Annotated in this window: 22 protein-coding genes and 4 tRNA genes; 22 read left to right on the top strand and 4 right to left on the bottom strand. The window is 61.5% G+C overall.

Annotated features, from left to right (window positions below; genetic code table 11):
* Positions 1–50: 50 nt before the first annotated feature.
* The 17 genes from N2A98_RS17450 to N2A98_RS17370 all read left to right on the top strand — a co-directional run bounded on the left by N2A98_RS17450 (position 51) and on the right by N2A98_RS17370 (position 18693).
* Positions 51–2579: a FimV/HubP family polar landmark protein gene (locus tag N2A98_RS17450; RefSeq protein WP_275622411.1), complete on the top strand. Its 2529-nt coding sequence runs from the start codon at positions 51–53 to the stop codon at positions 2577–2579.
* 207 nt (positions 2580–2786) lie between these two features.
* Entirely contained in the window at positions 2787–3611 is an 825-nt protein-coding gene (gene truA, locus N2A98_RS17445; RefSeq protein WP_078803477.1) for a tRNA pseudouridine(38-40) synthase TruA, read from the top strand.
* Between the two features lie 63 nt (positions 3612–3674).
* Positions 3675–4307, top strand: a complete 633-nt coding sequence (locus N2A98_RS17440; RefSeq protein ID WP_044274700.1) for a phosphoribosylanthranilate isomerase — start codon at positions 3675–3677, stop codon at positions 4305–4307.
* A gap of 245 nt (positions 4308–4552) precedes the next feature.
* Positions 4553–5473 (top strand): acetyl-CoA carboxylase, carboxyltransferase subunit beta, encoded by a 921-nt coding sequence (gene accD / locus N2A98_RS17435; RefSeq protein ID WP_003192545.1) that lies wholly within the window; start codon positions 4553–4555, stop codon positions 5471–5473.
* Positions 5470–6777, top strand: a complete 1308-nt coding sequence (gene folC / locus N2A98_RS17430) for a bifunctional tetrahydrofolate synthase/dihydrofolate synthase (protein WP_275622410.1) — start codon at positions 5470–5472, stop codon at positions 6775–6777. Before accD ends, folC begins: the two co-directional genes overlap by 4 nt.
* Positions 6761–7417 (top strand): SPOR domain-containing protein, encoded by a 657-nt coding sequence (locus tag N2A98_RS17425; RefSeq protein WP_032896150.1) that lies wholly within the window; start codon positions 6761–6763, stop codon positions 7415–7417. Before folC ends, N2A98_RS17425 begins: the two co-directional genes overlap by 17 nt.
* A gap of 659 nt (positions 7418–8076) precedes the next feature.
* Complete coding sequence (locus N2A98_RS17420; RefSeq protein ID WP_003192538.1) at positions 8077–8634, top strand: CvpA family protein; 558 nt, start codon at positions 8077–8079, stop codon at positions 8632–8634.
* A gap of 41 nt (positions 8635–8675) precedes the next feature.
* Complete coding sequence (gene purF / locus N2A98_RS17415; RefSeq protein WP_003192537.1) at positions 8676–10181, top strand: amidophosphoribosyltransferase; 1506 nt, start codon at positions 8676–8678, stop codon at positions 10179–10181.
* Positions 10182–10246: 65 nt separating this feature from the next.
* Positions 10247–11458: an O-succinylhomoserine sulfhydrylase gene (locus N2A98_RS17410; protein ID WP_014719150.1), complete on the top strand. Its 1212-nt coding sequence runs from the start codon at positions 10247–10249 to the stop codon at positions 11456–11458.
* Between the two features lie 11 nt (positions 11459–11469).
* Complete coding sequence (locus tag N2A98_RS17405) at positions 11470–12234, top strand: SDR family oxidoreductase (RefSeq protein WP_044274697.1); 765 nt, start codon at positions 11470–11472, stop codon at positions 12232–12234.
* A 108-nt stretch (positions 12235–12342) separates the two neighbouring features.
* Positions 12343–12418 (top strand) — tRNA-Val (locus N2A98_RS17400).
* A gap of 55 nt (positions 12419–12473) precedes the next feature.
* A tRNA-Asp gene (locus N2A98_RS17395) sits at positions 12474–12550 on the top strand.
* A gap of 105 nt (positions 12551–12655) precedes the next feature.
* Positions 12656–12732, top strand: a tRNA-Asp gene (locus tag N2A98_RS17390).
* A 386-nt stretch (positions 12733–13118) separates the two neighbouring features.
* On the top strand, positions 13119–15950 hold the full coding sequence (locus tag N2A98_RS17385) for a xanthine dehydrogenase family protein molybdopterin-binding subunit (RefSeq protein ID WP_275622409.1): 2832 nt from the start codon (positions 13119–13121) through the stop codon (positions 15948–15950).
* Complete coding sequence (locus N2A98_RS17380) at positions 15943–16482, top strand: (2Fe-2S)-binding protein (protein ID WP_047711400.1); 540 nt, start codon at positions 15943–15945, stop codon at positions 16480–16482. Before N2A98_RS17385 ends, N2A98_RS17380 begins: the two co-directional genes overlap by 8 nt.
* A gap of 2 nt (positions 16483–16484) precedes the next feature.
* Positions 16485–17720 (top strand): cytochrome c, encoded by a 1236-nt coding sequence (locus tag N2A98_RS17375; protein ID WP_275622408.1) that lies wholly within the window; start codon positions 16485–16487, stop codon positions 17718–17720.
* A gap of 1 nt (position 17721) precedes the next feature.
* A complete protein-coding gene (locus N2A98_RS17370) occupies positions 17722–18693 on the top strand; it encodes an XdhC family protein (protein WP_275622407.1) in 972 nt (323 codons plus the stop codon).
* A 48-nt stretch (positions 18694–18741) separates the two neighbouring features.
* On the opposite strand, the gene N2A98_RS17365 is transcribed toward N2A98_RS17370, so the two are convergent.
* The gene (locus N2A98_RS17365) at positions 18742–20025 is read right to left on the bottom strand and encodes an FAD-binding oxidoreductase (RefSeq protein WP_275622406.1); all 1284 of its coding nucleotides are present in this window, start codon (positions 20023–20025) and stop codon (positions 18742–18744) included.
* Between the two features lie 184 nt (positions 20026–20209).
* Here N2A98_RS17365 and N2A98_RS17360 point away from each other — a divergent pair.
* The 5 genes from N2A98_RS17360 to N2A98_RS17340 all read left to right on the top strand — a co-directional run bounded on the left by N2A98_RS17360 (position 20210) and on the right by N2A98_RS17340 (position 23814).
* Positions 20210–20286 (top strand) — tRNA-Val (locus N2A98_RS17360).
* Between the two features lie 627 nt (positions 20287–20913).
* Positions 20914–21630, top strand: a complete 717-nt coding sequence (locus tag N2A98_RS17355) for a DUF969 domain-containing protein (RefSeq protein WP_034135980.1) — start codon at positions 20914–20916, stop codon at positions 21628–21630.
* A complete protein-coding gene (locus N2A98_RS17350; protein ID WP_275622405.1) occupies positions 21627–22577 on the top strand; it encodes a DUF979 domain-containing protein in 951 nt (316 codons plus the stop codon). The genes N2A98_RS17355 and N2A98_RS17350 overlap by 4 nt, the downstream gene beginning before the upstream one ends.
* A 7-nt stretch (positions 22578–22584) precedes the next feature.
* Positions 22585–23214 (top strand): pyroglutamyl-peptidase I, encoded by a 630-nt coding sequence (gene pcp / locus N2A98_RS17345; protein ID WP_275622404.1) that lies wholly within the window; start codon positions 22585–22587, stop codon positions 23212–23214.
* A 63-nt stretch (positions 23215–23277) separates the two neighbouring features.
* The gene (locus N2A98_RS17340; RefSeq protein ID WP_275622403.1) at positions 23278–23814 is read left to right on the top strand and encodes an anti-virulence regulator CigR family protein; all 537 of its coding nucleotides are present in this window, start codon (positions 23278–23280) and stop codon (positions 23812–23814) included.
* A 12-nt stretch (positions 23815–23826) separates the two neighbouring features.
* On the opposite strand, the gene N2A98_RS17335 is transcribed toward N2A98_RS17340, so the two are convergent.
* Genes N2A98_RS17335 through N2A98_RS17325 form a run of 3 tightly spaced genes read right to left on the bottom strand, consistent with a single transcriptional unit; the run spans position 23827 to position 26198 of the window.
* A complete protein-coding gene (locus tag N2A98_RS17335; RefSeq protein WP_275622402.1) occupies positions 23827–25227 on the bottom strand; it encodes a heavy metal sensor histidine kinase in 1401 nt (466 codons plus the stop codon).
* Entirely contained in the window at positions 25224–25895 is a 672-nt protein-coding gene (locus N2A98_RS17330) for a heavy metal response regulator transcription factor (RefSeq protein ID WP_032896183.1), read from the bottom strand. The genes N2A98_RS17335 and N2A98_RS17330 overlap by 4 nt, the downstream gene beginning before the upstream one ends.
* A gap of 42 nt (positions 25896–25937) precedes the next feature.
* Positions 25938–26198 (bottom strand): DUF2790 domain-containing protein, encoded by a 261-nt coding sequence (locus N2A98_RS17325; protein WP_044275182.1) that lies wholly within the window; start codon positions 26196–26198, stop codon positions 25938–25940.
* Positions 26199–26260 lie beyond the last annotated feature (62 nt).

Raw genomic sequence — 26260 nt, 5'->3', positions numbered from 1 at the left:
GTTACCAACCTTCTCGCAGGGCGGGAAGCGTTCAAACAAAGGATGAGGCTATGGTTCAAGTTCGCAAACTGGTGTTAGCAATAGCGGCCGCCTCGGCGCTGTCCTCCGGTATGGCGCAGGCGCTGCAACTTGGGGAGATGACCCTCAAGTCGAAGTTGAACCAGCCGCTGTCCGTGGAAATCGAATTGCGCGATGTGGGCGGCCTCACGGCGTCCGAGATCACCCCCAGCCTGGCGTCTGCCCAGGCCTTCGTGGACGCGGGTGTCGATCGCCAGGCGTTCCTCGATGACCTGACGTTCACCCCGGTGATCAACCCCGAAGGTCGCAGCGTGGTGCGCGTGACTTCCAGCAAGCCGCTGCCCGATTCCTATGTGCGCTTCCTCATGCAGGTGCAATGGCCCAATGGCCGTTTGATGCGTGACTACAGCGTGCTGCTCGACCCGGCCAAGTTCGACCAGCCGGCCCCGACGGCGAGCGCGCCGGCCAGCACCGCGCCAGCCAGTACCGCACCTGCCGCCAGCGCGCCTGCCCAGCACACCACCACGTCCCGCGACACCTTGTGGGAAATTGCCGCAAAGAACCGCAATGGCGCCTCGGTCCAGCAAACGATGCTGGCCATTCAGGCGCTTAACCCGGATGCCTTTCTTGACGGCAACATCAACCGCCTGAAAACCGGCCAGGTCCTGCGCCTGCCGGACGCTACGCAAAGCACCGCCCTGGCGCAGCCGCAAGCGATTGCCGAAGTGAGCGCGCAGAACGCCGCCTGGCGCCAGGGCCGCCGTGGCCCTCAGAGCCAAGTGGCCGGCAAGCCGCAGTTGGATGCGACCAAGCGCACCCAGGCCGGCAATGCGCCGTCGAGCACCCAGGCCAAGGACAATTTGAGCCTGGTGTCGGCAGAGGCCGCCAAAAAAGGCGCGAAGGGCACCGTCGGTGACAGCCGCGCCCTGAGCGACAAGCTGGCGATGACCCAAGAAGAGCTCGACACCACGCGGCGCGACAACGAAGAACTGAAAAGCCGTGCCGCCGACTTGCAAAGCCAGTTGGACAAGCTGCAAAAGCTGATCCAACTGAAGAATGACCAGTTGGCTCGTTTGCAGGCGCAAACGGGTGAACCACAGACCGCCACGATGCCCGCGCAGTTGCCGGGTGAACCTGCAGCCGAGCCTGCGGCTCCCGCTGCAACACCCGCGCCAGCGCCTGAGCCGGTTAAGCCAGCTGCCGCGCCGGCCAGCACTGAAGGCAAGTTCAACGACCTGCTGACCAACCCGATTGTGCTCGGCATTCTTGGCGGTGCGGCCCTGTTGGTGGTGTTGCTGCTTCTGCTGCTGTGGGCCCGCCATCGCAATGCTCGTCGCGAAGAAGAAAAACACCTGCGCATGGCGCGGGCGTTGGCCGAAGAGCCTGGGTTCGTTTCCAATATCGATCAAGACCTGCCGCCTGACAGCTTCGAGGGCCTTGAAGTGCCGCCGCCGAGCGTCAAGCTCGACACCGCAACGCCGCCAGCACCTGCGCCGGTGGCTGAGCCGGCTGTAGTGCCGACGGTCGCTTCCGTGCTGGCGCCGTTGGCGGTTGCCGTGGCTCAGGAAAATTCCAGCGACGCCCTGGCCCAGGCCCAGTCCCATATCGACCGTGGCCACCTGAACCAGGCGGCGGATGTGCTTGAACAAGCCATCAAGCGCGAGCCCAAGCGCAGCGACCTGCGTTTGAAGCTGATGGAAGTCTATGGCCTGCAGAACAACAAGGACGGGTTCGTCACCCAGGAGCGCCAGTTGGTGGCCAACGGTGAGAACCATGCCCAGGTCGAGCAGCTCAAGGCGCGCTTCCCGGCCATGGCCGTGTTGGCGGCGGGTGTCAGTGCCGCAGTGGCTGCTGCGGCCCTGGATGCGCAATACGTCAAGGACCTGCTCGACGACAAGCCGGCCCCGGCCCCGCAGGCAGATACCTTCGACACCGATTTCGACCTGAGCCTGGATGACCTGGAAGCCGCCTCACCTGCTGAGATCGCGCAAGACCAGCAAACCTTTGAATCGCTGCTCAAACAACAGACCGAGCCCAAGGCCGATGCGCCGGACCTCTCGGACTTTGACCTGGACCTGCAGTTGGACCCGCCCGCGTCGCAATCTGATGACGACTTCCTGTCAGGCCTTGAAGGGCAGATCAAGGATGTACCGCCGGTAGAGCCGCCGACCCTGACGCCGGCTGCGCTGGACGAATTCGACCTGCCGGAAGATTTTGACCTGTCGCTGGCGGACGAGCCGAACGCGCCTGCGGCCAAGCCCGATGCCTTCGCTTCGGAGCTGGACGACGTCAATGCTGAGCTGGATCGCTTGTCCCAGAGCCTGGAACATCCGCCGATCGGGCCTTCCTTCACGGCTGAAGATGCCGCGCTGGGTGCTGAGGATGAGCCAGAGTTCGATTTCCTCTCCGGCACCAATGAAGTGGCCACCAAGCTTGACCTGGCCCAGGCGTACATCGACATGGGCGATCCTGACGGCGCGCGCGACATCCTGTCCGAAGTGCTGACCGAAGGCGACGAAGGCCAGCGTGGCGAAGCCAAGGAAATGCTCGGCCGAATCTAACGGCCGACGCAGAAAAATGTGGGAGCCGGCGTGCTCGCGAATGCGGTGGTTCAGCTGCTGATGTGCTGGATGATACGGCGCATTCGCGAGCAAGCCCGCTCCCACATTTAAAGTCCACTCGTGCACCCTGACGCCCTATAATGCCCGCCTTTGCGCAACTCATCAGGCTCACAGTTCTTGGCAAATATAGATAACGCGGCTGCCGAAATGGCGGCCGCAGGCTTTTACCGCATCGCCCTGGGCGTGGAATACAAAGGCTCGCGCTATCGCGGCTGGCAGCGTCAGGCCTCCGGGGTGCTGACGGTGCAGGAAACCCTGGAAAATGCCCTGTCCAAAGTCGCCAACTCGCCGGTGTCGCTGATGTGTGCCGGGCGTACCGACGCTGGCGTACACGCGTGTGGCCAAGTGGTGCACTTTGACACCCAGGCCGAGCGTTCGATGAAGGCGTGGGTGATGGGGGCTAATATCAATTTGCCCCATGACGTCAGTGTCAGCTGGGCCAAGGTCATGCCGGCGCATTTCCACGCACGTTTCAAGGCCATCGCCCGGCGTTACCGCTACGTGATCTACAACGATCAGATCCGCCCGGCGCACCTCAATGAAGAAATCACCTGGAACCACCGCCCGCTGGATGCCGAGCGCATGGCCGAAGCCGCGCAGCATCTGGTGGGGGTGCATGACTTCAGCGCCTTCCGTGCCGGGCAGTGCCAGGCCAAGTCGCCGATCAAGGAAGTCCACCACCTGCGGGTGACGCGGCACGGCAAGATGATCGTGCTGGATATCCGTGCCGGGGCCTTCCTGCATCATATGGTGCGCAATATCGCTGGGGTGCTGATGACCATCGGCACCGGTGAGCGCCCGGTGGAGTGGGCCAAGGAAGTGCTGGAAAGCCGCATCCGCCGCACTGGCGGGGTCACGGCGCATCCGTTCGGCCTGTATCTGGTGGATGTGGAGTACCGCGACGAGTTCGAACTGCCGGAACGCTATATCGGGCCGCACTTCCTCACCGGTTTCAGCGAACTTGGCGGCTGACGCCCGGAAAAGCTTTTGTTACCATCCGGGACTTTCTCGGTCCAACCCTGAGGTTCCTACGACATGTCAGCCGTTCGCAGCAAGATTTGCGGGATTACCCGCATAGAAGACGCGCTGGCGGCAGTCGAAGCGGGGGCGGATGCCATTGGCCTGGTGTTTTATGCCAAGAGCCCACGGGCGGTGAATGTGCTGCAGGCGCGGGCGATCATCGCTGCGTTGCCGCCCTTCGTGACCACCGTGGGGTTGTTCGTCAACGCCAGCCGCTGCGAGCTCAACGAAACCCTGGATGCGGTGGCGCTGGATATGTTGCAGTTTCACGGCGACGAGTCGCCAGAGGAATGCGAAAGCTATCAGCGCCCGTACATCAAGGCATTGCGGGTCAAGGCCGGGGACGATATCGCCGCAGCCTGCGCCGCCTATTCCGGTGCTCGCGGGATTCTGCTGGATACCTACGTCGAAGGTGTACCCGGTGGTACGGGCGAGGCGTTCGACTGGTCGCTGATTCCCGAGGGGTTGAGCAAGCCGGTTATTCTCGCGGGTGGGCTCACCCCGGGGAATGTCCAGGCGGCCATCGAACAGGTCCGGCCCTATGCTGTGGACGTCAGCGGTGGGGTGGAGCAGGGCAAGGGGGTCAAGGACCCGAGCAAGATTCGCGCGTTCATGCAGGCCGTGCGCAACAGCAGGGGTGGGATGTGACGGCTGGCAGTCTGCCGCCGTCCATAACTACCACTGTGTAAAACAGCCCGGCGCCGCCTGTGGGTGGCCCGGAAACGAAGTGGCAACCCTGCGCTGGCAGGTTGTCTGGAAGGCTGAGGATACGGGCGGGAAATGGCAGGTCCAACGTCTGACCCCGTCCCGCCTGTGTCATCGCCACATATGAATTTAGCTCAAGGGCATACGCGGGGCTGTGTTCAAGCCACCGGTACTGGAGAAAAGAAAGCATGAGCAACTGGTTAGTAGACAAACTGATCCCTTCGATCATGCGTTCCGAGGTGAAGAAAAGCTCGGTTCCTGAAGGTCTGTGGCACAAATGCCCATCCTGCGACGCGGTGCTGTATCGCCCGGAGCTGGAAAAGACCCTGGACGTTTGCCCCAAGTGCAACCACCACATGCGTATTGGCGCACGCGCCCGTATCGACATCTTCCTGGATGCCGACGGCCGTAATGAGTTGGGCGCCGACCTGGAGCCGGTTGACCGTCTCAAGTTCCGCGACAGCAAGAAGTACAAGGACCGTCTGGTCGGCGCGCAGAAGCAGACCGGCGAGAAAGACGCGCTGATTTCGGTCAGCGGCAAGCTGCTGGGCATGCCAGTGGTGGTCTCGGCATTCGAATTCTCCTTCATGGGCGGCTCCATGGGCGCCATCGTCGGTGAGCGCTTTGTTCGCGCTGCCAACTATGCCCTGGAAAACCGTTGCCCGATGATCTGCTTCGCCGCCTCCGGTGGTGCGCGTATGCAGGAAGCCCTGATTTCCCTGATGCAAATGGCCAAGACCTCGGCGGTACTGGCGCGTCTGCGTGAAGAAGGCATCCCGTTCATCTCCGTGCTGACCGACCCGGTCTACGGCGGCGTATCCGCCAGCCTGGCAATGTTGGGCGATGTGATCGTTGGCGAGCCTAAAGCGCTGATCGGCTTTGCCGGCCCACGCGTGATCGAGCAGACCGTGCGGGAAAAACTGCCGGAAGGCTTCCAGCGCAGCGAGTTCCTGCTGGAGCACGGTGCGATCGACCTGATCATCCCGCGTGGCGAACTGCGCCCGCGCCTGGGCAGCCTGCTTGCGCAAATGATGGGCCTGCCGACGCCTGTGTACATTGCGCCTAAGGTCGAGCCGATCGTCGTGCCGCCGGTGCCTGCAAACCTATGACCCAACGAACCCTGGGCGAATGGCTCGCCTACCTTGAGCAGTTGCATCCGTCCGCCATCGACATGGGCCTGGAGCGCTCGCAACAGGTAGCGGCCCGCCTCGGGTTGGGCCAGCCAGCACCGCGTGTGATCACGGTCACCGGCACCAACGGCAAAGGCTCCACCTGTGCCTTTGTCGCCGCGCTGTTGCAGGCCCAGGGCCTCAAAGTCGGCGTGTACAGCTCGCCGCACCTGCTGCGCTACAACGAGCGGGTGCAACTCAATGGCGTAGAAGCCACTGATGCCCAGCTGTGCGAAGCCTTTGCTGCGCTGGAGGCCGGGCGTGGCGACACTTCCCTGACCTATTTCGAGATGGGCACCCTGGCGGCGTTCTGGCTGTTCGAGCGTGCGCAACTGGATGTGGTCGTGCTGGAAGTCGGCCTCGGCGGGCGCCTGGATACTGTCAACGTGGTGGATGCCGACCTGGCCCTGGTAACCAGCATTGGTGTCGATCATGCCGATTACCTGGGCAATACCCGCGAATCGGTGTCTTTTGAAAAGGCCGGGATCTTCCGCCAGGGCCGTCCGGCGCTGTGTGGTGACCTGGATCCGCCGCAACCCTTGCTCGACAAGGCGCGTGAACTCGATTGCCCGTTCTACCTGCGCGGTCGCGAATTCACTCTGGATATCGGCGAGACCCATTGGCAATGGCGTGGGCAGGATGCACGTGGCCAACGGGTAGAGCTGCTTGATTTGCCGCTGCTGAACCTGCCGATGGAAAATGCCGCGCTCGCGCTGCAAGCCTATCTGCTGCTGGACCTGCCGTGGGATGCGGCGCAGATCGCCGCGACCTTGCTGGCAACCAAAGTGGTGGGCCGCCTGGATCGCCGAACCTTCGACTGGCAAGGCAAACGCCTGAGCCTGATGTTGGATGTAGGCCATAACCCCCATGCTGCGCAGTACCTGGCGCAGCGTCTGGCGCGTACCCCACTGGCGGGCAATCGCCTGGCGGTGTTCGGGTTATTGGTCGACAAGGACCTGGACGGCGTGGTTGCGCCACTGCTGGCCAACGTCCAGTCGTGGGCCGTTGCGCCGCTGGATACGCCGCGCAGCCGTCCTGCGGTTGAGTTGGAAACGGCCTTGCAGAACCTTGGCGCGCCGGTGACGTCGTATGCAAGCGTCACTGCCGCCCTGGAGGCGCAGTGCGCAGTAGCGACAGCCGAGGACGAAATCCTGTTGTTCGGATCATTTTATTGTGTTGCCGAGGCGCTTGAATGGCTGGCCCGGCGCTCCACGGAGGAAGCTGCACATGGCATTACTGGATAGCGCATACAAGCAGCGAATGGTCGGGGCCCTGGTGCTGGTGGCGTTGGCGGTAATCTTTCTGCCGATGCTGTTTTCCCGTCAAGACGAACAGCGCCAAGTGGTGGTTGAAGCCCCCGCTGCGCCCCAGGCACCGGTGGTGCCGCAGGTTCAGATCGAGCCGGTGGTGGTGCCTGAACCCCAGGCGTTGCCGCAAGAGCCTGTGCCCACCGATGAGGAGGTCGCCGCGCAAGAGGCGCCTTCGATGCCGGTGCAGCCAAGTGTCCCGGTGGTCAAGCCGACCCCGGCACCGGCCGTTGCTGCCAAGCCGGCCGCACCTGCGCCAGCGCCCAAACCGGTAGCGCCGCAGCCTGCGGCACCGGGCAAGCCGGATGTGGGCCAGAGCCGCATCGACCCTAATGGCTTGCCGGTCAGTTGGTCGATCCAACTGGCCAGCCTGGCCAATCGCGAAAGTGCTGACGCCCTGCAGAAAAAGCTGCGTGCCCAGGGGTATAACGCTTATATCCGCAGCGCCGACGGCAAGAACCGTGTGTTTGTCGGGCCGCTGATCGAGCGTGCCGAGGCAGATCGCCTGCGCGACTTGCTGGGTCGCCAGCAGAACCTCAACGGTTTTGTGGTGCGTTTCCAGCCCGAGCGCGGCTGAACAACCGCCGGCTTTGGCTGGCAATACGGTCTGAATGTGGGAGCTGGCTTGCCTGCGATCCAGTCAACTCGGTGATTCAGGTATACCGAGTCGATACCTTCGCAGGCAAGCCAGCTCCCACAGTCGACCGCGCCCGGCCACACACTCCACGATGCGAAGCGAGCCGCTCTTGATCTTGATCTGCTTTTGATCTGCTTTTGATCTTAGGCGCCCCGTCAAACCACGCTGGCGGATTACGGGCACACCGAGCCTAAGCGAGGTGCCGAGTGGTGGGGCATGAGCGTTTTGCTTACTTTTGCGCTTTTCAAAAGTGAGCCGCTGTCAGAGCGGAACCCTAGGTGGCCGTTACCGCAGCAATGGATATGTACACAATCCAACTGTGTTGACTGCTAGGCCGCCTTCGCGAGCAAGCCCGCTCCCACAGTTGGATCGTGGGGTGTCAGCTGTCGGTTCGTCACGGGCGGGAGCAAGCTCCCTCGCCACAGCTTCAGCGTCTGCCCTAAGCTATGTAGATACAGCTCCCACATTGGTTTGTGCCGGGGTTGAAATACGATCGGCCCGTCACAATCTATTGATTTGCAAAGCACCCGCAATCACCGCTTACCGATAGCCCGGCGCTCTGCTAAAATGCGCCGCCTTATCCGTACGTAGGCTGCACTGTGCCATTTACCTGGGTTGATTGGGCGATCGTTGCAATCGTCGCCATCTCCGCTTTGATCAGTCTGAGCCGCGGCTTCGTAAAAGAAGCACTGTCGTTGCTGACCTGGATCATCGCAGGAGTCGTAGCCTGGATGTTCGGTGGTTCACTGTCGGTCTACCTGGCCGGGTACATAGAGACACCTTCGGCTCGCGTCATCGCGGGCTGCGCCATCATGTTCATCGCCACGCTGTTGGTGGGGGCAATGGTCAATTATCTTATTGGCGAGTTGATACGTGTCACCGGCCTCTCCGGGACCGATCGATTTCTCGGCATGGCCTTCGGGGCTGCGCGTGGCGCGCTGCTGGTGGTCGTGGCGGTCGGGTTGTTGAGCCTGGGGCCGGTACAGCAGGATTCGTGGTGGCAGGAGTCGGTACTCGTGCCAAAATTTCTATTGGTTGCAGACTGGTCCAAGAACCTCATATTGGGGTGGAGCAGTCAGTGGCTGGCCAGCGGAATCAGCGTACCCGCTGATCTTCCGTTCAAGGAACACCTCTTGCCGGCCAAAACGCCTCAGTAAGTTGTGTTCAGTCAAGATTCATTAAGTAGGGGTTGCGTCGCATGTGTGGCATCGTCGGTATCGTCGGTAAGTCGAACGTCAATCAGGCGCTGTATGACGCGCTAACCGTCCTCCAGCACCGCGGCCAGGACGCTGCCGGTATTGTGACCAGCCACGACGGCCGGTTATTCCTGCGCAAGGACAATGGCCTGGTGCGTGACGTGTTCCATCAGCGTCACATGCAGCGCCTCGTCGGGCACATGGGCATTGGCCATGTGCGTTACCCGACTGCCGGTAGCTCGACCTCGGCCGAAGCTCAACCGTTCTACGTCAACTCGCCTTACGGCATTACCTTGGCGCACAACGGTAACCTGACTAACGTTGAACAACTGGCCAAGGAGATCTACGAATCTGACCTGCGCCACGTCAACACCAGCTCCGATTCGGAAGTGCTGCTCAACGTGTTCGCCCACGAGCTGGCCCAGCGCGGCAAGCTGCAGCCGACCGAAGAAGACGTGTTCGCTGCCGTGATCGACGTGCACAACCGTTGCGTCGGTGGTTATGCGGTGGTGGCGATGATCACCGGTTACGGCATCGTCGGTTTCCGCGACCCCCACGGCATTCGCCCGATCGTGTTCGGCCAGCGTCACACCGACGAAGGCGTCGAGTACATGATCGCTTCCGAAAGTGTGTCCCTGGACGTGCTGGGCTTCACCCTGATCCGCGACCTGGCGCCGGGCGAGGCTGTCTACATCACTGAAGACGGCAAGCTGCACACCCGTCAGTGCGCCGTAGCCCCGAAACTCACCCCGTGCATCTTCGAACACGTCTACCTGGCGCGTCCGGATTCGATCATCGACGGCGTCTCGGTCTACAAGGCGCGCCTGCGCATGGGCGAGAAGCTGGCCGAGAAGATCCTGCGCGAGCGCCCCGAGCACGATATCGACGTGGTCATCCCGATTCCGGACACCAGCCGTACCGCTGCGCTGGAGTTGGCCAACCACCTGGGCGTCAAGTTCCGCGAAGGCTTCGTGAAGAACCGTTACATTGGCCGTACCTTCATCATGCCCGGCCAGGCGGCGCGCAAGAAGTCGGTACGCCAGAAGCTCAACGCCATCGAGTTGGAGTTCCGCGGCAAGAACGTGATGCTGGTGGATGACTCCATCGTGCGCGGCACCACCTGCAAGCAGATCATCCAGATGGCCCGCGAAGCCGGGGCGAAGAACGTGTACTTCTGTTCCGCCGCGCCTGCGGTGCGTTACCCGAACGTGTACGGTATCGACATGCCGAGCGCCCATGAGCTGATCGCGCATAACCGTTCGACTCAGGACGTGGCCGACCTGATCGGTGCCGACTGGCTGATCTACCAGGACCTGCCGGACCTGATCGAAGCGGTTGGCGGTGGCAAGATCAAGATCGAGCAGTTCGACTGCGCCGTGTTCGACGGCAAGTACGTGACTGGCGATGTCGACGAGGCCTACTTGAACAAGATCGAACAGGCGCGCAACGACTCGTCGAAGATCAAGACCCAGGCGGTCAGCGCGATCATCGATCTGTATAACAACTGAGTAAACACCGGCCCTGAGGGGCCGGTTTTGTATCTTAAACAAAGAATTGAATAAGGAGTCGCAGCATGAGTCAGGAATGGGATGCCGGTCGGTTGGACAGCGACCTCGATGGCGTAGCTTTCGATACCCTGGCTGTGCGCGCCGGCCAGCACCGTACCCCGGAAGGTGAGCACGGCGACCCGATGTTCTTCACCTCCAGCTACGTGTTCCGTACTGCCGCCGACGCCGCTGCGCGCTTTGCCGGCGAAGTGCCGGGCAACGTGTATTCGCGCTACACCAACCCGACCGTACGCGCGTTCGAAGAGCGCATCGCGGCCCTGGAAGGTGCCGAGCAGGCCGTGGCGACCGCCACCGGCATGGCGGCCATCCTGGCCGTGGTGATGAGCCTGTGCAGCGCCGGCGACCATGTGCTGGTATCGCGCAGCGTGTTTGGCTCGACCATCAGCCTGTTCGAGAAGTACTTCAAGCGTTTCGGTATTGAAGTGGACTACGTGCCCCTGGCGGACCTGTCCGGTTGGGAGGCGGCCATCAAGGCCAATACCAAGCTGTTATTCGTCGAATCGCCGTCCAACCCGCTCGCTGAGCTGGTGGACATCGCCGCGCTGTCGGAAGTCGCGCATGCCAAGGGCGCGATGCTGGTGGTGGACAACTGCTTCTGCACCCCGGCCTTGCAGCAACCGCTGAAGCTGGGTGCGGACATCGTGGTGCACTCGGCAACCAAGTTCATCGACGGCCAGGGTCGTTGCATGGGCGGCGTAGTGGCCGGCCGCAGCGAGCAGATGAAGGAAGTAGTCGGCTTCCTGCGCACCGCCGGCCCGACCCTGAGCCCGTTCAACGCCTGGATCTTCCTCAAAGGCCTGGAAACCCTCAGCCTGCGCATGAAAGCCCATTGCGCCAACGCCCAGGCCCTGGCCGAGTGGCTGGAACAACAGGACGGTATCGAGAAGGTGCATTACGCCGGCCTCAAGAGCCACCCGCAACACGCCTTGGCCCAGCGCCAGCAGCGTGGTTTCGGTGCGGTGGTGAGCTTTGAAGTGAAGGGCGGCAAAGACGGCGCCTGGCGCTTTATCGACGCGACGCGCTTGATCTCCATCACCGCCAACCTGGGTGACAGCAAGACCACCATCACCCACCCGAGCACCACCTCCCACGGGCGCCTGGCGCCGCAGGAGCGTGAAGCGGCCGGCATCCGTGACAGCCTGATCCGCATTGCGGTGGGCCTGGAAGACGTTGCTGACTTGCAGGCAGACCTGGCCCGCGGGCTGGCGGCCTTGTGATCGAGTGGTCCATGGAGGCCGCGGGGGCCAGTAACGGGCGCGTGGCGTTGGTGACGGGCGCGGCGCGGGGCATTGGCCTCGGGATTGCCGCGTGGCTGATCAGTGAAGGCTGGCAGGTGGTGCTGACCGACCTGGACCGCGAGCGCGGTGCCAAGGTGTCCAAGGTGCTGGGCGACAATGCCTGGTTTATCACCATGGACGTGGCCGACGAGAAACAAGTGGCCCAGGGTGTCGCCGAGGTGCTGGGGCAGTTCGGGCGCCTGGATGCGTTGGTGTGCAACGCGGCGGTGGCCGACCCGCGCAATATTACTCTGGAAAGCCTCGACCTGGCGTACTGGAACCGCGTGCTGGCGGTTAACCTCAGTGGGCCGATGCTGTTGGCCAAGCACTGTGCGCCTTACCTGCGTGCCCATGGCGGTGCCATCGTCAACCTGGCCTCGACCCGGGCGCGTCAATCCGAGCCCGACACCGAAGCCTATGCGGCCAGCAAAGGTGGGCTGTTGGCCCTGACCCACGCCCTGGCCATGAGCCTTGGGCCGGAAGTGCGGGTCAATGCGGTCAGCCCTGGCTGGATCGACGCACGTGATCCGGCTGCGCGGCGTGCAGAGCCGCTCACCGACGCCGACCATGCCCAGCATCCGGCGGGCAGGGTGGGGACGGTGGAGGACGTGGCGGCGATGGTGGCCTGGTTGCTGTCACGCCAGGCCGGGTTCGTCACCGGGCAAGAGTTCGTGGTGGACGGCGGCATGAGCAAGAAGATGATTTACAGCGAGTAGGGCCGGTAGCCGTCTTGAAGTCATTTTTGTCTTTTTCAGAAAAACTTCAAGCAGGCTATTGACTTAGGTCCGCTACCTGCGTAAATTTCGCGGCCTCAACGAAGCAAAGGGTGATTAGCTCAGCTGGGAGAGCATCTGCCTTACAAGCAGAGGGTCGGCGGTTCGATCCCGTCATCACCCACCACTTCTTGAGAGTTTTGCCTTAGGGCAAGACGCAACGTTAAAGGTTGCACCGACGCGCAGCGGTAGTTCAGTCGGTTAGAATACCGGCCTGTCACGCCGGGGGTCGCGGGTTCGAGTCCCGTCCGCTGCGCCATATTTTCCAGGTCCGATCCGTCGGGCTTGAGATTGAACAGCCAAGGCTGATCGGTCAGATGTTTAGAGGTGGTTGAGGCTTCATGCTCAATCAGCCAAGCGATACGCAGCGGTAGTTCAGTCGGTTAGAATACCGGCCTGTCACGCCGGGGGTCGCGGGTTCGAGTCCCGTCCGCTGCGCCATATCTGCCTCAAGGCACACTGAACGCCTTGAAGCACAAGGAAAGCCACTGGCTCCCCTTGATCCGATAGCAAAGACCCTGGTCGAAAGACCGGGGTTTTTTGTGTCTGGGGTTTGGAAAAACCTCATCTTCTTCGCTGCCACCAGTGCTCATTATCGGCAAACGGCCGACAGATCTTTTTGATTCTGTCGGCCGTTTTGCGTTCTTGTGTCAAAAAATTTCAATGTGGTTATTTGCCGCAGGCGCAGAAACCTTTAAAGTTAACCCTTCGGTCAACTTTGCACTGTCATCATGGCCTTTTGATTCGTCGAGAAAGGCTTCTGCAAGTCTCCAGATTCGGTGTACTTAACCATAAGGGCGGATTTATAACCGCTCAGAGGATGATCCATGTCCAACCGTGAAATAACCCGGCGCTCGTTCCTCCAGGGCGGGCTGGTGGCGGGTGTGAGTGTCACGCTCACGCCGCTCAGCACCCAGGCGCTGGCTGCCTTGATGGAAAACAGCGTGACCGTGCCGTCTGAAAAGTGGCTCGGCCATAACGGCAAGGCGCGCCAGCGTAACGATGCCTTGTCGAAAGTCTGCGGCAGCAAGGTGTTTGCCCGCGACATTCGTTCCAAGGACATGCCGGGCTGGCCCCAGCAGCAAGGTCACGCCATGCTGCTCAAAACCATCAAGGCCGACCACATCTACGCAGGCTACGACCTGTCGTGGCTTGGCGCCGATCTGCAGCCGGACCGTATTGTCACCGCTGCCGACCTGGACAAGGACGGTATCGTCTTCCCGGAAGAGCATGCGCCGGACCCGTTGCTGCCCGAGGGCAAAGTGCCGATGTTCATCGGTCACCCGGTGGCGATCCTGATCTGGAACGACTTCGAGCGTTTCCGCCAGGCCAAGAACAAGCTTAAGTTCAATGACAAGGCGATTCGTTACGGCGCCAAAGTGCCGTATTACGAAGGTGACCCCTACGGCAGCTTCCGTTACGTGCGCGTGGGAGGCCCGACCTCGGCCGACGAAGACGAATTCGCCAGCCTCAAGGATTCGATCCTGTTCCCGATGCTGAAAAACCGTCGCCCGGTGTGGAATTCCCAGCCCAACCTGCACGGCAACCTGACTGAGCGCGGGTTGTTCTACGCCGAGCGCATGAAGAGCCAGATCAACACGCCGCCGGACAACTGGCTGGTGTTTGACGAGCGCTACAAAACCCCCTCGATCGAACCGGCCGCCATGGAGCCGGACAACGGCAACGGTTGGTACGATCCGGCGACCAAGACCCTGCACTTTGTGGTGGCCACCCAGTGCCCATTGGAAGTCGCGACCGAGACCGCCAAGATGATCTCGCCGTCGCGCTTCGGCCTGGCCCATCTGAACATGCACCCAGGTTACACCGTGGGTTACGGTTCCAAAGACCACAATATCTTCGTCTACTACGCTGCCCTCGCTGCGTTGTATGGCGCCGGCGTGCCGGTGCGTCTGGCCAATGACCGTTACGAGCAATTCCAGAGCGGCATCAAGCGCCACCCGTTCGATATCCGCTATCAGTTGGCGGTCGACAAGAACGACCACAGCTTCAAAATCTTCCTCGCCGACATGAGCGTCGATGGCGGTGGCCGGATCAACTACAGCCCATCGGTGGCTGCGGTCGGCGCCACGGCGGCGCAGTCGATCTACTACATGCCGCAGAACGATCTGCAAGTCACCGCGTACCACTCTCGTGGCGTTGAAGCCGGTTCGATGCGTGGCTACGGCACCCTGCAAAGCATGGCGGCGACCGAAATGATGGTCGACGAAATCGCCGGTCGCCTCGGTGTGGATGCCATTGAGCTGCGGCGCAAGAACGCACTGCGTTCGGGCATGAAAAACACCCAGGGCGCCATTCCTGCCGGTGCGTTGCGGCTGCACGAAATACTCGACAAGGCCGCTGCGCACGACGTGTGGAAAAACCGCGACGCGATCAAGCAACAACGCGAAGCCGCAGACCCGGATAACTGGTATGGCGTTGGTTTCGCCATCTGCCAGAAAGACTTTGGCACCGGTTCCGAAGCGCCGATGGCCAGTGTCGAATTCAGCGCTGACGGTCGCATCAGCCTGCGCCACATCGGTATCGAAATCGGCACCGGCATGTCCACTTCGCAATCGCTGGTGGTCGCCGATTTTCTCGGCAGCCCGGCCCACGAAGTGAAGACTGGCGAAACAGAGTGGAAGGAAATGCAGTTGGTCACCGGCGGCAACCCTTACACCATGAGCCAGGCCGAGCAGGACACCCTGCTGCGCAACCCGCGTTGGGTGGGCAAGCTCGCTTCGGCGTCTTCGGCGACCAACTCGGCGTACTACTTCAGCCACGCTACCCGTGAAGCGGCGCGTGTGCTGTTCAACCACGGCCTGTGGCCGGCAGCGCTGGAGATCTGGCGCCAGGGCCCGTTCGGCGGTCAGGCCAACCCCTATGTGGTACGCCGCGAAGACGCGCACTGGGTGGACGGCAAACTCACCGCCAACGGCATGCAGCCGTTGAGCTTTGAAGCGCTGGCCAAGCGTGCGCACGAGCGCGGCCTGGTCACTGCTGCCACGGTCCACGGGTTCAACCGCTGGAGCTGGGCCGAAGCCGAATACAGCATCGACGGCGTGCGCGAGCGCCTGCCGCTCGACGGTCTGGCGGTGAAATACGGCGACGGCGCACCGAAAGCCAAGCAGGCGCTGATGAGCACTGCCGGTTTCCACCTGCTCGATCGCCAGAACGTCAGCTATCCCGCCACCCAGTTGAACAACGCTGCGGTGACGTACTACAGCCCCGTCGCCACGTTGGTCGAGTTGAAGGTCAACAAGGGTTCGGCACAGGTCGAAGTGCTCAATCACCATTCGTGGATCGAGTGTGGTCGGGTGCTGGTTGAAGAATTGGTCAAGGGCCAGCTCGAAGGTGGTGTGGCCATGGGCATCGGTCACGCCTTGATGGAAGAAATGCCGCTGTACGAAGGCGGGCCGGGGGAGGGTGACTGGAACTTCAACCGTTACCGCCTGCCGATGGCGCGTCACGTTGCCGTGTGGAAACAGACCTCGGAGATTCTGCCGGCGCTGTCGCCAAGCGACCCGTCCAAAGGTATCGCTGAAGTGGTGATGATCCCGATTGTCGGGGCCATCGGTAATGCGGTGGCGCACGCCATCGGTAAACGTGTTCGCGACCTGCCAATCACGGCTGCCCGCATCAAGGAGGCCCTCAATGGCTAACCGTCCGCTTCAACTGACCCTCAATGGTCAACCCGTCGGCCCGGTGGACATCCCTGATGACCTGCCGATGATCGACTACCTGCACGAGTACAAGAACCTCACCGGCTCGCGGTTGGGCTGCGGCCAAGGCATTTGCCACGCCTGCGTGGTGATCGTCGACAACCCGGACGGCACCAGCGAAGAAGTGCGCACCTGCATCACCGGCGCGCATTACTTTGAAGGCAAAAAAGTGCGCACTATCGAAGGCCACGCCAAGCGCGATGAGTCGGGCCAGGTCACTGAGCTCAACCCGATCCAGCAGCGTTTCGTAGATGAGTTCGCCTTTCAGTGCAGCTATTGCGCACCAGGCTTCGTCAACGCGGCCACCGTGTTGGTGGAGAAACTGCAACGCCAGCCGACCGTGCACAGCAAGCTGGAACAAGTCATCGAGGACAGCCTCGGTCATCACGTCTGCCGTTGTACCGGGTACGTGCGTTATTACAACGCCACCCGCAACGTGCTGACCGATCTCGGCCTGGTCAAGGAGGGTTAAGCATGAAGCTTTTTCTGACCCGCCTGGCCTTGACGGTCGGCCTGGCTGCGCCGGTATTGTTTGCCCACGCTGATGATCAAGCCAAGCGCGGCGAATACCTCGCCCGCGCCGCTGACTGCATGGCGTGCCACACGGCACCGGGCGGCGCGCCGTTTGCGGGCGGCCTGCCGATTGTCTCGCCGTTCGGCACCATCTACGGCACCAACATCACGCCGAGCAAAGAGCACGGCATCGGCTTGTACAGCGATGACGAGTTTTTCGCCGCGTTGACCGAAGGCAAGCGTCGCGACGGTGCGTACTTGTATCCGGCGATGCCCTATACCTCTTACCACCTGATGCCGCGCGAAGATTCGGACGCGATTCATGCGTACCTCAAAACCATCGAGCCGATCGAGCGCGCAGCGCCGGTGACGAGCCTGAGCTTTCCGTTCAACGTGCGCCTGGGCCTGATGGGCTGGAACGTGTTGTACGGCAAAGCGCTGAAACTGGAACCGGCGCAAGGCAAGAGCGAAGCCTGGAAGCGCGGCCAATACATGGTTGAAGTGCTCGGTCACTGCGGCGAATGCCACACGCCACGCGGCCTGCCCGGCGCGATGGAGCTGGACAAGCGCCTGACCGGCGGCATCCTCAATGGCTATCTGGCGCCCAGCCTGCTCGCCACGGACCTGGCCGCACGCGGCTGGAATGAACAGGACCTGAGCACCTTCCTCAAGCACGGCATGAGCGCTCAAGGCACGATGTTTAATGAGATGTTCCCGGTGTTCCACAACAGCACCCAAGGCCTGAGCGATACGGATCTGGCTGCGATGGCGACCTTCCTGCTCGGCGATAAACCGCCGGCACCCAAGGCGTTGGTCGAAGTGCCGGTGGACAAGCTCGGCCCGAGCGCCCAGCGCGGCCGCCAGGAATACCTGAACGTCTGTGCCGGTTGCCATGCGGCAGGTGGCGAAGGCAAGCCGCACATCGCGGTGGCGATGCGCGGCAACACCACGCTGCGGCTGGAAGACCCGCGCAACCTGGTACGGGTGATTGAGGACGGGATCGGCGAGCAGAAGTTCTCCGGGTTCGAACACATGCAACCGATGCCGGGCTTCGCTGGAAAACTCAGCTCGGAGCAACTCACCGATCTGATCAATTACCTGCGCCAAGGCTGGGGCGGGCAATCGGCGGAGCTGGCGGTAAGCGACGTGCAGAAGCTGCAGGCTGAGGCGCCGTCCATCGAGCACAAGGCGCACTGACATGCAGCATCTGGATCTGCAGGTGATACGACGGGCGCTGGAGTGGTCGGTGGCCGGGCAGCGCATGTGGCTCTGTACGGTGCTGGCCACCTACGGCTCGGCGCCGCGTGCGCCGGGTTCGCTGCTGGCGGTGAACGCCGCTGGGCAGTGGATTGGGTCGTTGTCGGGTGGTTGCGTCGAGGAAGACTTTCTCGAGCGCGTCGCCGATGGTGCGTTTCTCGATGCGGTCAACGTGGTGCGCTATGGCGCAGGGGACGATCCGCGCTCGCGGGTCAGCCTGCCCTGTGGCGGTATTCTCGATGTCTTGGTTGAGAAGCTCGAGCCTGACTGCGAGGTGCAGGCGCACCTGCGTGAAATGGAGTCGGCGCTGCTCGGGCAGCGCCGCTTGATTCGCGAGGTGGGCCTGGCCAGCGGGGCGCGCAGCCTGTTTGCTGACCGCGAGCAGGGCGCGCGCATCGAGCGTGACAGTGACCGGGTGCGCATCCGTGTTGGTGCGGCTCAGCGTTTGTTGCTGGCCGGGTACTCCAGCGTGGCGCAGGCATGTGCCGAGTTTGCAGTTGGCCTAGGGTTCGAAGTGATTCTCTGCGACCCCCGCGATGAAGTGCTCGAAGGCGTGGTGCTCAATGGCGTGGAGATTCGTCGCCAGTTGCCGTCGGTGTTTATTGCCGACGGCGGCTGTCACCGTGATACAGCGGTGGTGGCGCTGACCCATGACCCGCGTATCGACGATCTGGCGATGATGGAAGCGGTGCGTACCGACGCGTTCTACATTGGCGTGATGGGATCGTTGCAGACCTCGCAGAAGCGCTTTGAGCGACTGCGCCGCATCGGTGGGTTAGGGGAGGCTGAACTGGCGCGGATACACGCGCCCATCGGGCTTAACCTGGGCAGCAGGACGCCGTCGGAAATTGCGCTGGCGGTGTTGGCCGATATCGTACGGATTCGTAGCGGGATTGCCCGCGACCAGCTCTGAAGCGCAGCCCTGTAGGTGTAGGAGCGAGCAAGCTCGCTCCTACAGTGGTTACATCCCGAATTTATCCCGCAACCCGTAGTACCAAGCTCCCAACGCCGCAAACGGCGTGCGCAACATCTGCCCACCCGGGAACGGGTAATGCGGCAAGCCCGCAAACGCATCAAAACGCTCAGCCTGACCCCGCAAGGCCTCCGCCAGTACTTTGCCCGCCAGGTGTGTGTAGGTCACGCCATGGCCGCTACAGCCTTGTGAGTAATAGATGTTGTCGCCCAGGCGGCCAACCTGCGGCAGACGCGACAGGGTCAGCAGGAAATTGCCGGTCCAGGCGTAGTCGATCTTCACGTCCTTGAGTTGCGGAAATGCCTTGAGCATTTTTGGCCGGATGATCGCTTCGATATTCGCCGGGTCCCGCGCGCCATACACCACGCCGCCGCCGAAGATCAGGCGCTTGTCGCTGGTGAGGCGGTAGTAGTCGAGCAGGTAGTTGCAGTCCTCGACACAGTAATCCTGAGGCAACAACGTCTTGGCCACTTCATCGCCCAGTGGCGCCGTGGTGATCACTTGGGTGCCGCACGGCATCGACTTGGCCGCCAGCTCCGGCACCAGGTTGCCCAGGTAAGCGTTGCCCGCGACGATAATGAACTTGGCCCTGACCCTGCCTTCAGCAGTGTGCACCACCGGATTGGCACCGCGCTGAATGCGCACCGCTGCCGATTGCTCATAGATCGTACCGCCCAGGGATTCCACCGCCGCTGCTTCACCGAGCGCCAGGTTGAGCGGGTGGATATGGCCGCCGCTCATGTCCAGCAAGCCTCCCACATAGTTGTCACAGGCCACCACTTCGCGGATGCGACGCTCGTCCAACAACTCCAGTTGCGTATGGCCGTAGCGCTCCCACAGGCGCTTCTGCGACTCCAGGTGGCCCATGTGCTTGCTGTTGAGGGCAGCGAACACGCCACCGTCCTTCAAGTCGCATTGGATCTGATACTTGGCCACGCGCTCACGGATGATCCTGCCGCCTTCAAATGCCATCTGCCCCAACAACTGCGCCTGCTGGGGCCCGACACTGCGCTCGATCACATCGATATCGCGGCTGTAGCTGTTGACGATCTGCCCACCGTTGCGACCCGAAGCACCAAAACCCACCTTGGCGGCTTCCAGCACCGTGACGCGAAAGCCGTTCTCCAGCAAAAACAGCGCACTGGAAAGCCCGGTATAGCCAGCCCCGATCACACACACATCGGTCTCGACTTCACCTTGCAACACAGGACGGGGCGCAACTGCATTCGCAGAAGCTGCGTAATACGACTGGGGGTAGGGGGTGTTCGCCATCCTGGAACCTCTGTTTTATATTTTTTACGAGTGCGCCGATCCTACCTGAGTTGAAAATTGCCTGCCAGCCACCCGGAAATCACGGGTGTACCTGGCGCAAATAAAAAATTCGCATATTCATAGGGTTAGCTGCAAAAAAGATGTTGACACCCCTTCGGAATTCCGTAGAATGCCGCCTCACAGCAGGCACGTAGCTCAGTTGGTTAGAGCACCACCTTGACATGGTGGGGGTCGTTGGTTCGAGTCCAATCGCGCCTACCAAACAAAATCCGCTCTGCTGGGCGGTCTAGAAGGGCTCACCGAAAGGTGGGCCCTTTTTTGTTGCCTGAAATTTGGGCACAGCAAAGCCAAGACGCCTGGCGGCGTCCTTACAGGGCTACAAAGTCCAATCAGGCGAACAGCGTCGCCACCGCCAGCAGGCAAATTACCTGGGCGAACAGTTGGCAGCGTATCTCGCCAAGCGTGGTCGCCATATTACTCATTTGTCCGGCATACATAGCGGGAACCCCTCATTGTCGGCATGACGCCGTGAATGAACTGCAAGTACACACAGCTGCATCGTGGAGTATAGGTGCTGATCAGGAATTTTCACTTCCGACGCCATCGCGAGCTCACCCACGCGATTTGTCCAAAAAAAACTGGGCTCAATTCCTTCCAGGCACCGTACCGCACAGTGTCATCCCCCCACAAAAATTATTGGTTTGCAGCAACAATTTTTCTTGTTGGACACCCCAAGGCCCCAGGCAGCAAAGTTGCCGCCACTGACGCTCGACCTTCCAGGTCAACAATAAAAAACCGAGCCGACTGCACGCCACTTTCAAGCTGTGAGCCCTTTGCCCACATCCTGCTGTAATGGCGCCGCAGCGCGCACTAAAGGACCTCCCCGCCATGCAAACTGTTGTGAACTTATGGCCGTTGATCGGCGTACTTGTCATCGTGGTCGGCTTTGTATTGCGCTTCAATCCGCTGTTGGTGGTCACTGCGGCCGCCATCGCCACCGGGCTTGCCGCCCAGTTCCCGCTGGAAAAAATTCTCTCCACCATGGGCGATGGCTTCCTTCAGACCCGTGCCCTGCAACTGATTCTGTTATTGCCGCTGGCGGTGATTGGCCTGTTGGAGCGCCATGGCCTGCGCCTGCATGCGCAGAACTGGATCGCACGCTTTGAACGCGCCACGGTCGGCCGCTTGTTGATCATCTATTTGTTTGTGCGTGAGTCCACGGCGGCCATGGGGTTGACCAGCCTGGGTGGGCATCCGCAGATGGTGCGGCCGCTGCTGGCGCCGATGGCCGAGGGTGCAGCGGAGAAACGTTATGGCAAGCTGCCGGACAAGCTGCGTCACAAGGTATTGGCCATGTGCGCTGCTACCGACAATGTCGGGTTGTTTTTTGGTGAGGACATCTTCGTGGCCTTTGGTGCGATTGCGTTGATGCACACCTTCCTGCTCGGCTCGGGGATTGATGTGGAGCCGCTGCACATTGCGGTGTGGGGCATCCCGACGGCGATCTGTGCCTTCATCATTCACGCTATCCGGTTGCATCGTTTCGACCGGCGCCTGACCCGCGAAATGAGCTCGGCCACTACCCCGGTGGAGGCTGCTCAATGATTATTTCCATTCAATACCTGTACTGGCTGGCTGGCGTGCTGTTGCTGATCACCGCCGGCATGATCCTGCTCGACCGTACCCACCCCAAGCGTTGGTCCAGTGCGCTGTTCTGGTTGTTGTTTGCGGTGCCGTTCCTTATAGGCGAGCGCCTGCCTTCGGTGGTCATCGGGGTGGGTGTGGTGGTGATGGCATTGATTGCGGGCTTGGGCGGCGTAGGTCGTGGCCAGCACGCCCAATTGCACGACAAGGCGTCTCGCGCCAGTGCCGGGCGCCTGGGCCATAAATTGTTCATCCCGGCGTTGGCGATTCCGCTGACCACGGTGATTGGTTCGGTGTTGCTCAAACACACCGAAATCGGCGGTGTACCGCTCTTGGATCCGAAGAACACTACCTTTGTCTCTCTCGGCATCGGTTGCCTGATCGCCCTTGGCCTGGCCTGCTGGCTGACCCGTGATACGCCGGTACAAGCGCTGCGCGAGTCTCGTCGCCTGACCGAAGCGCTGGGCTGGGCCATGGTGCTCCCGCAAATGCTGGCGATGCTCGGGTTGCTGTTCAATGAGGCCGGGGTGGGCACGGCGGTTGCCCACGTTACGACCACGTACATCAACCTGGACTACAAGTTGGTGGCGGTGATGGTCTATGTGTTGGGCATGGCCTTGTTTACCGTGATCATGGGCAATGGTTTTGCGGCCTTTCCGGTCATGACCGGTGGCGTCGGCGTGCCGGTGCTGGTGGGGATTTACGGCGGCAACCCTGCGGTGATGGCGGCCATTGGTATGTTTTCGGGTTATTGCGGTACGTTGATGACGCCCATGGCGGCCAACTTCAATATCGTACCGGCGGCGCTGCTGGAACTGCCGGACAAAAATGCGGTGATCAAGGCCCAGATACCCACGGCGTTGATGATGCTGGTGGTCAATATCGTGCTGCTTTACCTGTTGATGTGAGGTCATTGTGCAAAACGTATTGCTGACGGGCTTCGAGCCCTTTGATAAGGCGGCGGTAAACCCCTCTTGGGAGGCCGTGCGCCAGTTGGACGGTGTGCCGTTGAGCGAGGGCGTGACGATGGTTGCGCGTTGCTTGCCCTGCGCATTTGCCACCGCTGCCGAGACCTTGCTGCAGTTGATCAACGAACTGCATCCAGCAATGGTCATCGCCACGGGCCTGGGGCCTGGGCGCAGTGATATTTCCATCGAGCGCGTTGCGATCAACGTTAACGATGCGCGTATTCCCGACAATCTGGGCGCGCAGCCGATTGATATCGCGGTAGTGGATGGCGGCCCGGCGGCGTACTTCTCGACGTTGCCGATCAAGGGCATGGTCAAGGCGGTGCGTGACGCGGGCATTGCGGCCTCGGTGTCGCAGACGGCGGGGACGTTTGTGTGTAACCAGGTGTTTTACCGCTTGCAGCATGCGTTGGCGGGGACTGGGGTGCGCAGTGGGTTTATTCATGTGCCTGGCTTGCCTGAGTCGGGCGAGCCTTCGATGGCGTTATTGACGACCGTGGAGGGGGTGCGGGTTGCGGCGTTGGCCGCCTGGCAAACCCAGGCGGATGTCGTCCTTGCCGGTGGCCAGATCAGCTGAGGCTGTACGCTGTGTTGCGATTTCAACTACAGTTCAAGCACACCCTTGCCTTGGAAAGTCGCCATGTTAAAGCGTACGAAGTTCGTGTCGGTTGCGTTGTCGCTTGCACTGTCCGTGACCAGTGGCCTTGCCCTTGCCGATCCAGGCAATGGCAAAGGCCAGGGTAACGATAAAGGTGATGTCTACGGAGGGCAGGGCAAAGGCCAAGGCAATAACAAGGGTGATGCCTATGGTGGGCAGGACAAGGGTAAAGGCCAGGGTAATAACAAAGGCAATGCCCAGGGTGGGCAAGGTAAGGGCAAGGACAATGGCGGGCCCTCCAGGAATGACTTCAGCGTTGATCGCGGTCTTGTACTGAACGTGCTGGGCGGTCACCGCGATTATTGGCGCCCTGGCCCGGCATTACCGCCTGGCATTCAGAAAAACCTGGCACGCGGCAAGCCACTGCCGCCGGGTATTGCCAAGAAACTCGATGGCCGCTTGCTGGGGCAGTTGCCTCGCTACGACGGTTACGAGTGGCAGCAAGCGGGAACCGATTTGATATTGGTGACCATTGCGACCGGCATCATTTACGAAGTGCTCAATGGTGTTCTTGATTGAGTTGCAGCGCCCTCAGGCTTCACGGCCAGGGAAAAACAACTCAAAACAGGTCACGCCATCTTCACTGCTGACGCGGTACCGCCCGTTATGCAGCTGCATGATGGTCGCCACGATCGAGAGTCCCAGTCCGTTGGACTGGGATGACCGCTCGCGGGATTCATCCACCCGGTAAAACCGTTCGAATAGCCGTGGCAGGTGCTCGGCCGGGATCGTCTGGCCGTGGTTACTGACCCTCAGGTTGATACCCGCGCCATCCGGCACTGCCTGGATACTCAGCTCCGAGCCCGGCGCGCCATACTTGATGGCATTGGCACACAGGTTGGCCAAGGCGCGGCGCAGCAGCATCGGTTCAGCCCAGATCACCCCTTCACCCAGGGCGGTGATGTGCATGTCCACATCACCGGCCAGCCCTTCGAAGTAATCCGCGATGCGTTCCACTTCATCCGCCGCGTCCAGCGCCTGGCGTTGGCGCAGTGCGCTGGCGGGGTCGGTGCGGGCCAGGAACAGCATGTTGTCGAGCATCCGCGCCAGACGTTCCAGCTCTTCGACATTGGAGGCCAGCAGTTGCTGATAGCTCTCGATGCTGCGGTGCTGTTGCAGGGCCACCTGGGTTTCGCCGAGCAGGTTGTTGATCGGGGTGCGCAGTTCATGGGCCATGTCGGTGGACACTTGGCCCAGTTGTACAAAACCTTTGGCCAGGCGCTCAAGCATGGTGTTGAACGAGTCGATCATGGGCAGCAATTCTTTCGGTGCGCCGTGGCTGTCGAGGCGTTCGGCCAGGTTGCTGACGCCGATCCCTTGGGCGTGTCGGGCCAGACGGCGCAAGGGCAGCAAGCCGCGATGGACCAGTAGGTAACCGACCAGCGCCAGGATGATCGCGGCGATACTCGCCAGGATGTATACGCTGAGTCGATAACTGGCGAGCACCGCGGTGCGCTCGGTCATCAGCCGGCCGCTGGTGATTTGCAGGCTGCCCAGGTCGCCGGAGTCGATAGCCACGGCCACCATCGAGAAGGGAATGCCGTTCAGGCCTGGTAAATGTTGCACGTCGTTCAACATGAGCCGGTGATCCTTGGGCAGCGGCTGGATCGACGGCAGCGCAATGTTCCCGGGGTTTACCAGCAACAGCGGCGGCTGGCCGGGTGCGGCGATGCTCAGCACCGATTCGCGGTTGCCCAACATGTTCTGGAACAGCTCTGGCTTGGTCTTGATCAGGTCCAGGGTATTGCTGTCGTTGAGCAAGTTGCGTAGCTGATCCACTCGGGATATCAGCGCGGCGTCATCGCGGCGGATCAGTTCGCGCTCCAGTTCCCGGTACAGCGCCACGCCCAGGGTTGCCAGCAGGGCGAAGGCGAGCAGGGCGAAGATCAGCGCCAGGCGCAGGGTCAGGGAGTAAGGATGCCCGCGGTTCATGGCTGGGTATCGAAGCGGTAGCCAATGCCCCGCACGCTGTGGATCAGCTTGAGCTGGAACGGGTCGTCGATTTTCAGGCGCAGGCGGCGCACGGCGACGTCCACCACGTTGGTGTCGCTGTCGAAATTCATGTCCCACACCCGCGAAGCAATCAGCGAGCGGGACAGCACCTGGTCTTGGTGCGTGGCGAACAGATGCAGCAGGGCGAATTCTTTGTTGGTCAGGGTAATGCGCGTGCCGGCGCGGGTCACCCGGCGCTTGAGTACGTCAATGTGCAAGTCGGCGATTTGCAGTTGTTCTTCATCCCGGCTCGGGCCGCGACGGTTGAGAGTACGCAGGCGCGCCACCAGCTCGGCGAACGAAAAGGGCTTGATCAGGTAGTCGTCGGCACCCAGCTCAAGGCCCTTGATGCGGTCGGCGATGTCATCGCGGGCGGTGAGGAACAGCACCGGGGTATCGGCTTCTTTGCGCAGGCGGCGCAGCACTTCCCAGCCATCCATTTTCGGCATCATCACGTCCAGTACGATCACGTCGAACGGCGTCTCCAGGGCCTGGTGCAAACCATCCACGCCATCGCGGGCCAGGCTCACGCAATGCCCCAGCTCCTGCAGGCCATTGAGCAGATAATTGCCGGCCTTGGGTTCGTCTTCGACTACAAGGATGTTCATGGGAAGTGCTCTGCCTCAATAAGTTGCGCCAGTGTAGCCCGATCAATTGTCATTGGTGCAACCGGTATCCTGGACTTGATAATCCAGCACGTGTACGCGGTTTTGGTGGTCGAGGTAGCGCAGTTGCGCCGGCACAACCCCGCATTGGCCGTAGGTGTCGGTGCTCGAGAGCACCTTGGCGACATCCAGGTGGACGAAGAAGCCGGTTTTGTCGTGGATCACGTTGGCGGCAGGGGCGGCGTCGGCAGCGAATGCCGAGCCAGTGACGAGCAAAGCGGTGAAGCCCAGGGCAATCAGTTTCATGGTGGTGTCTCACGTTTCGGGTTGGCTACCGGGTTGGCAGTGAGCTCACGGTAACCAGGCGA

Origin of the sequence: Pseudomonas sp. FJ2-5-13 (assembly GCF_029201605.1) — a bacterium.
Classification (GTDB): domain Bacteria; phylum Pseudomonadota; class Gammaproteobacteria; order Pseudomonadales; family Pseudomonadaceae; genus Aquipseudomonas; species Aquipseudomonas lactis.
This window is presented reverse-complemented; position numbering and strand designations above follow the sequence as displayed.

Bases quoted from the DNA above. Each gene is read 5' to 3' on its own strand.
- N2A98_RS17450 (WP_275622411.1), top strand. From the start codon at position 51: ATGGTTCAAGTTCGCAAACTGGTGTTAGCAATAGCGGCCGCCTCGGCG.
- truA (WP_078803477.1), top strand. From the start codon at position 2,787: ATGGCGGCCGCAGGCTTTTACCGCATCGCCCTGGGCGTGGAATACAAA.
- N2A98_RS17440 (WP_044274700.1), top strand. From the start codon at position 3,675: ATGTCAGCCGTTCGCAGCAAGATTTGCGGGATTACCCGCATAGAAGAC.
- accD (WP_003192545.1), top strand. From the start codon at position 4,553: ATGAGCAACTGGTTAGTAGACAAACTGATCCCTTCGATCATGCGTTCC.
- folC (WP_275622410.1), top strand. From the start codon at position 5,470: ATGACCCAACGAACCCTGGGCGAATGGCTCGCCTACCTTGAGCAGTTG.
- N2A98_RS17425 (WP_032896150.1), top strand. From the start codon at position 6,761: ATGGCATTACTGGATAGCGCATACAAGCAGCGAATGGTCGGGGCCCTG.
- purF (WP_003192537.1), top strand. From the start codon at position 8,676: ATGTGTGGCATCGTCGGTATCGTCGGTAAGTCGAACGTCAATCAGGCG.
- N2A98_RS17410 (WP_014719150.1), top strand. From the start codon at position 10,247: ATGAGTCAGGAATGGGATGCCGGTCGGTTGGACAGCGACCTCGATGGC.
- N2A98_RS17405 (WP_044274697.1), top strand. From the start codon at position 11,470: ATGGAGGCCGCGGGGGCCAGTAACGGGCGCGTGGCGTTGGTGACGGGC.
- N2A98_RS17385 (WP_275622409.1), top strand. From the start codon at position 13,119: ATGTCCAACCGTGAAATAACCCGGCGCTCGTTCCTCCAGGGCGGGCTG.
- N2A98_RS17380 (WP_047711400.1), top strand. From the start codon at position 15,943: ATGGCTAACCGTCCGCTTCAACTGACCCTCAATGGTCAACCCGTCGGC.
- N2A98_RS17375 (WP_275622408.1), top strand. From the start codon at position 16,485: ATGAAGCTTTTTCTGACCCGCCTGGCCTTGACGGTCGGCCTGGCTGCG.
- N2A98_RS17370 (WP_275622407.1), top strand. From the start codon at position 17,722: ATGCAGCATCTGGATCTGCAGGTGATACGACGGGCGCTGGAGTGGTCG.
- N2A98_RS17365 (WP_275622406.1), bottom strand. From the start codon at position 20,025: ATGGCGAACACCCCCTACCCCCAGTCGTATTACGCAGCTTCTGCGAAT.
- N2A98_RS17355 (WP_034135980.1), top strand. From the start codon at position 20,914: ATGCAAACTGTTGTGAACTTATGGCCGTTGATCGGCGTACTTGTCATC.
- N2A98_RS17350 (WP_275622405.1), top strand. From the start codon at position 21,627: ATGATTATTTCCATTCAATACCTGTACTGGCTGGCTGGCGTGCTGTTG.
- N2A98_RS17340 (WP_275622403.1), top strand. From the start codon at position 23,278: ATGTTAAAGCGTACGAAGTTCGTGTCGGTTGCGTTGTCGCTTGCACTG.
- N2A98_RS17335 (WP_275622402.1), bottom strand. From the start codon at position 25,227: ATGAACCGCGGGCATCCTTACTCCCTGACCCTGCGCCTGGCGCTGATC.
- N2A98_RS17330 (WP_032896183.1), bottom strand. From the start codon at position 25,895: ATGAACATCCTTGTAGTCGAAGACGAACCCAAGGCCGGCAATTATCTG.
- N2A98_RS17325 (WP_044275182.1), bottom strand. From the start codon at position 26,198: ATGAAACTGATTGCCCTGGGCTTCACCGCTTTGCTCGTCACTGGCTCG.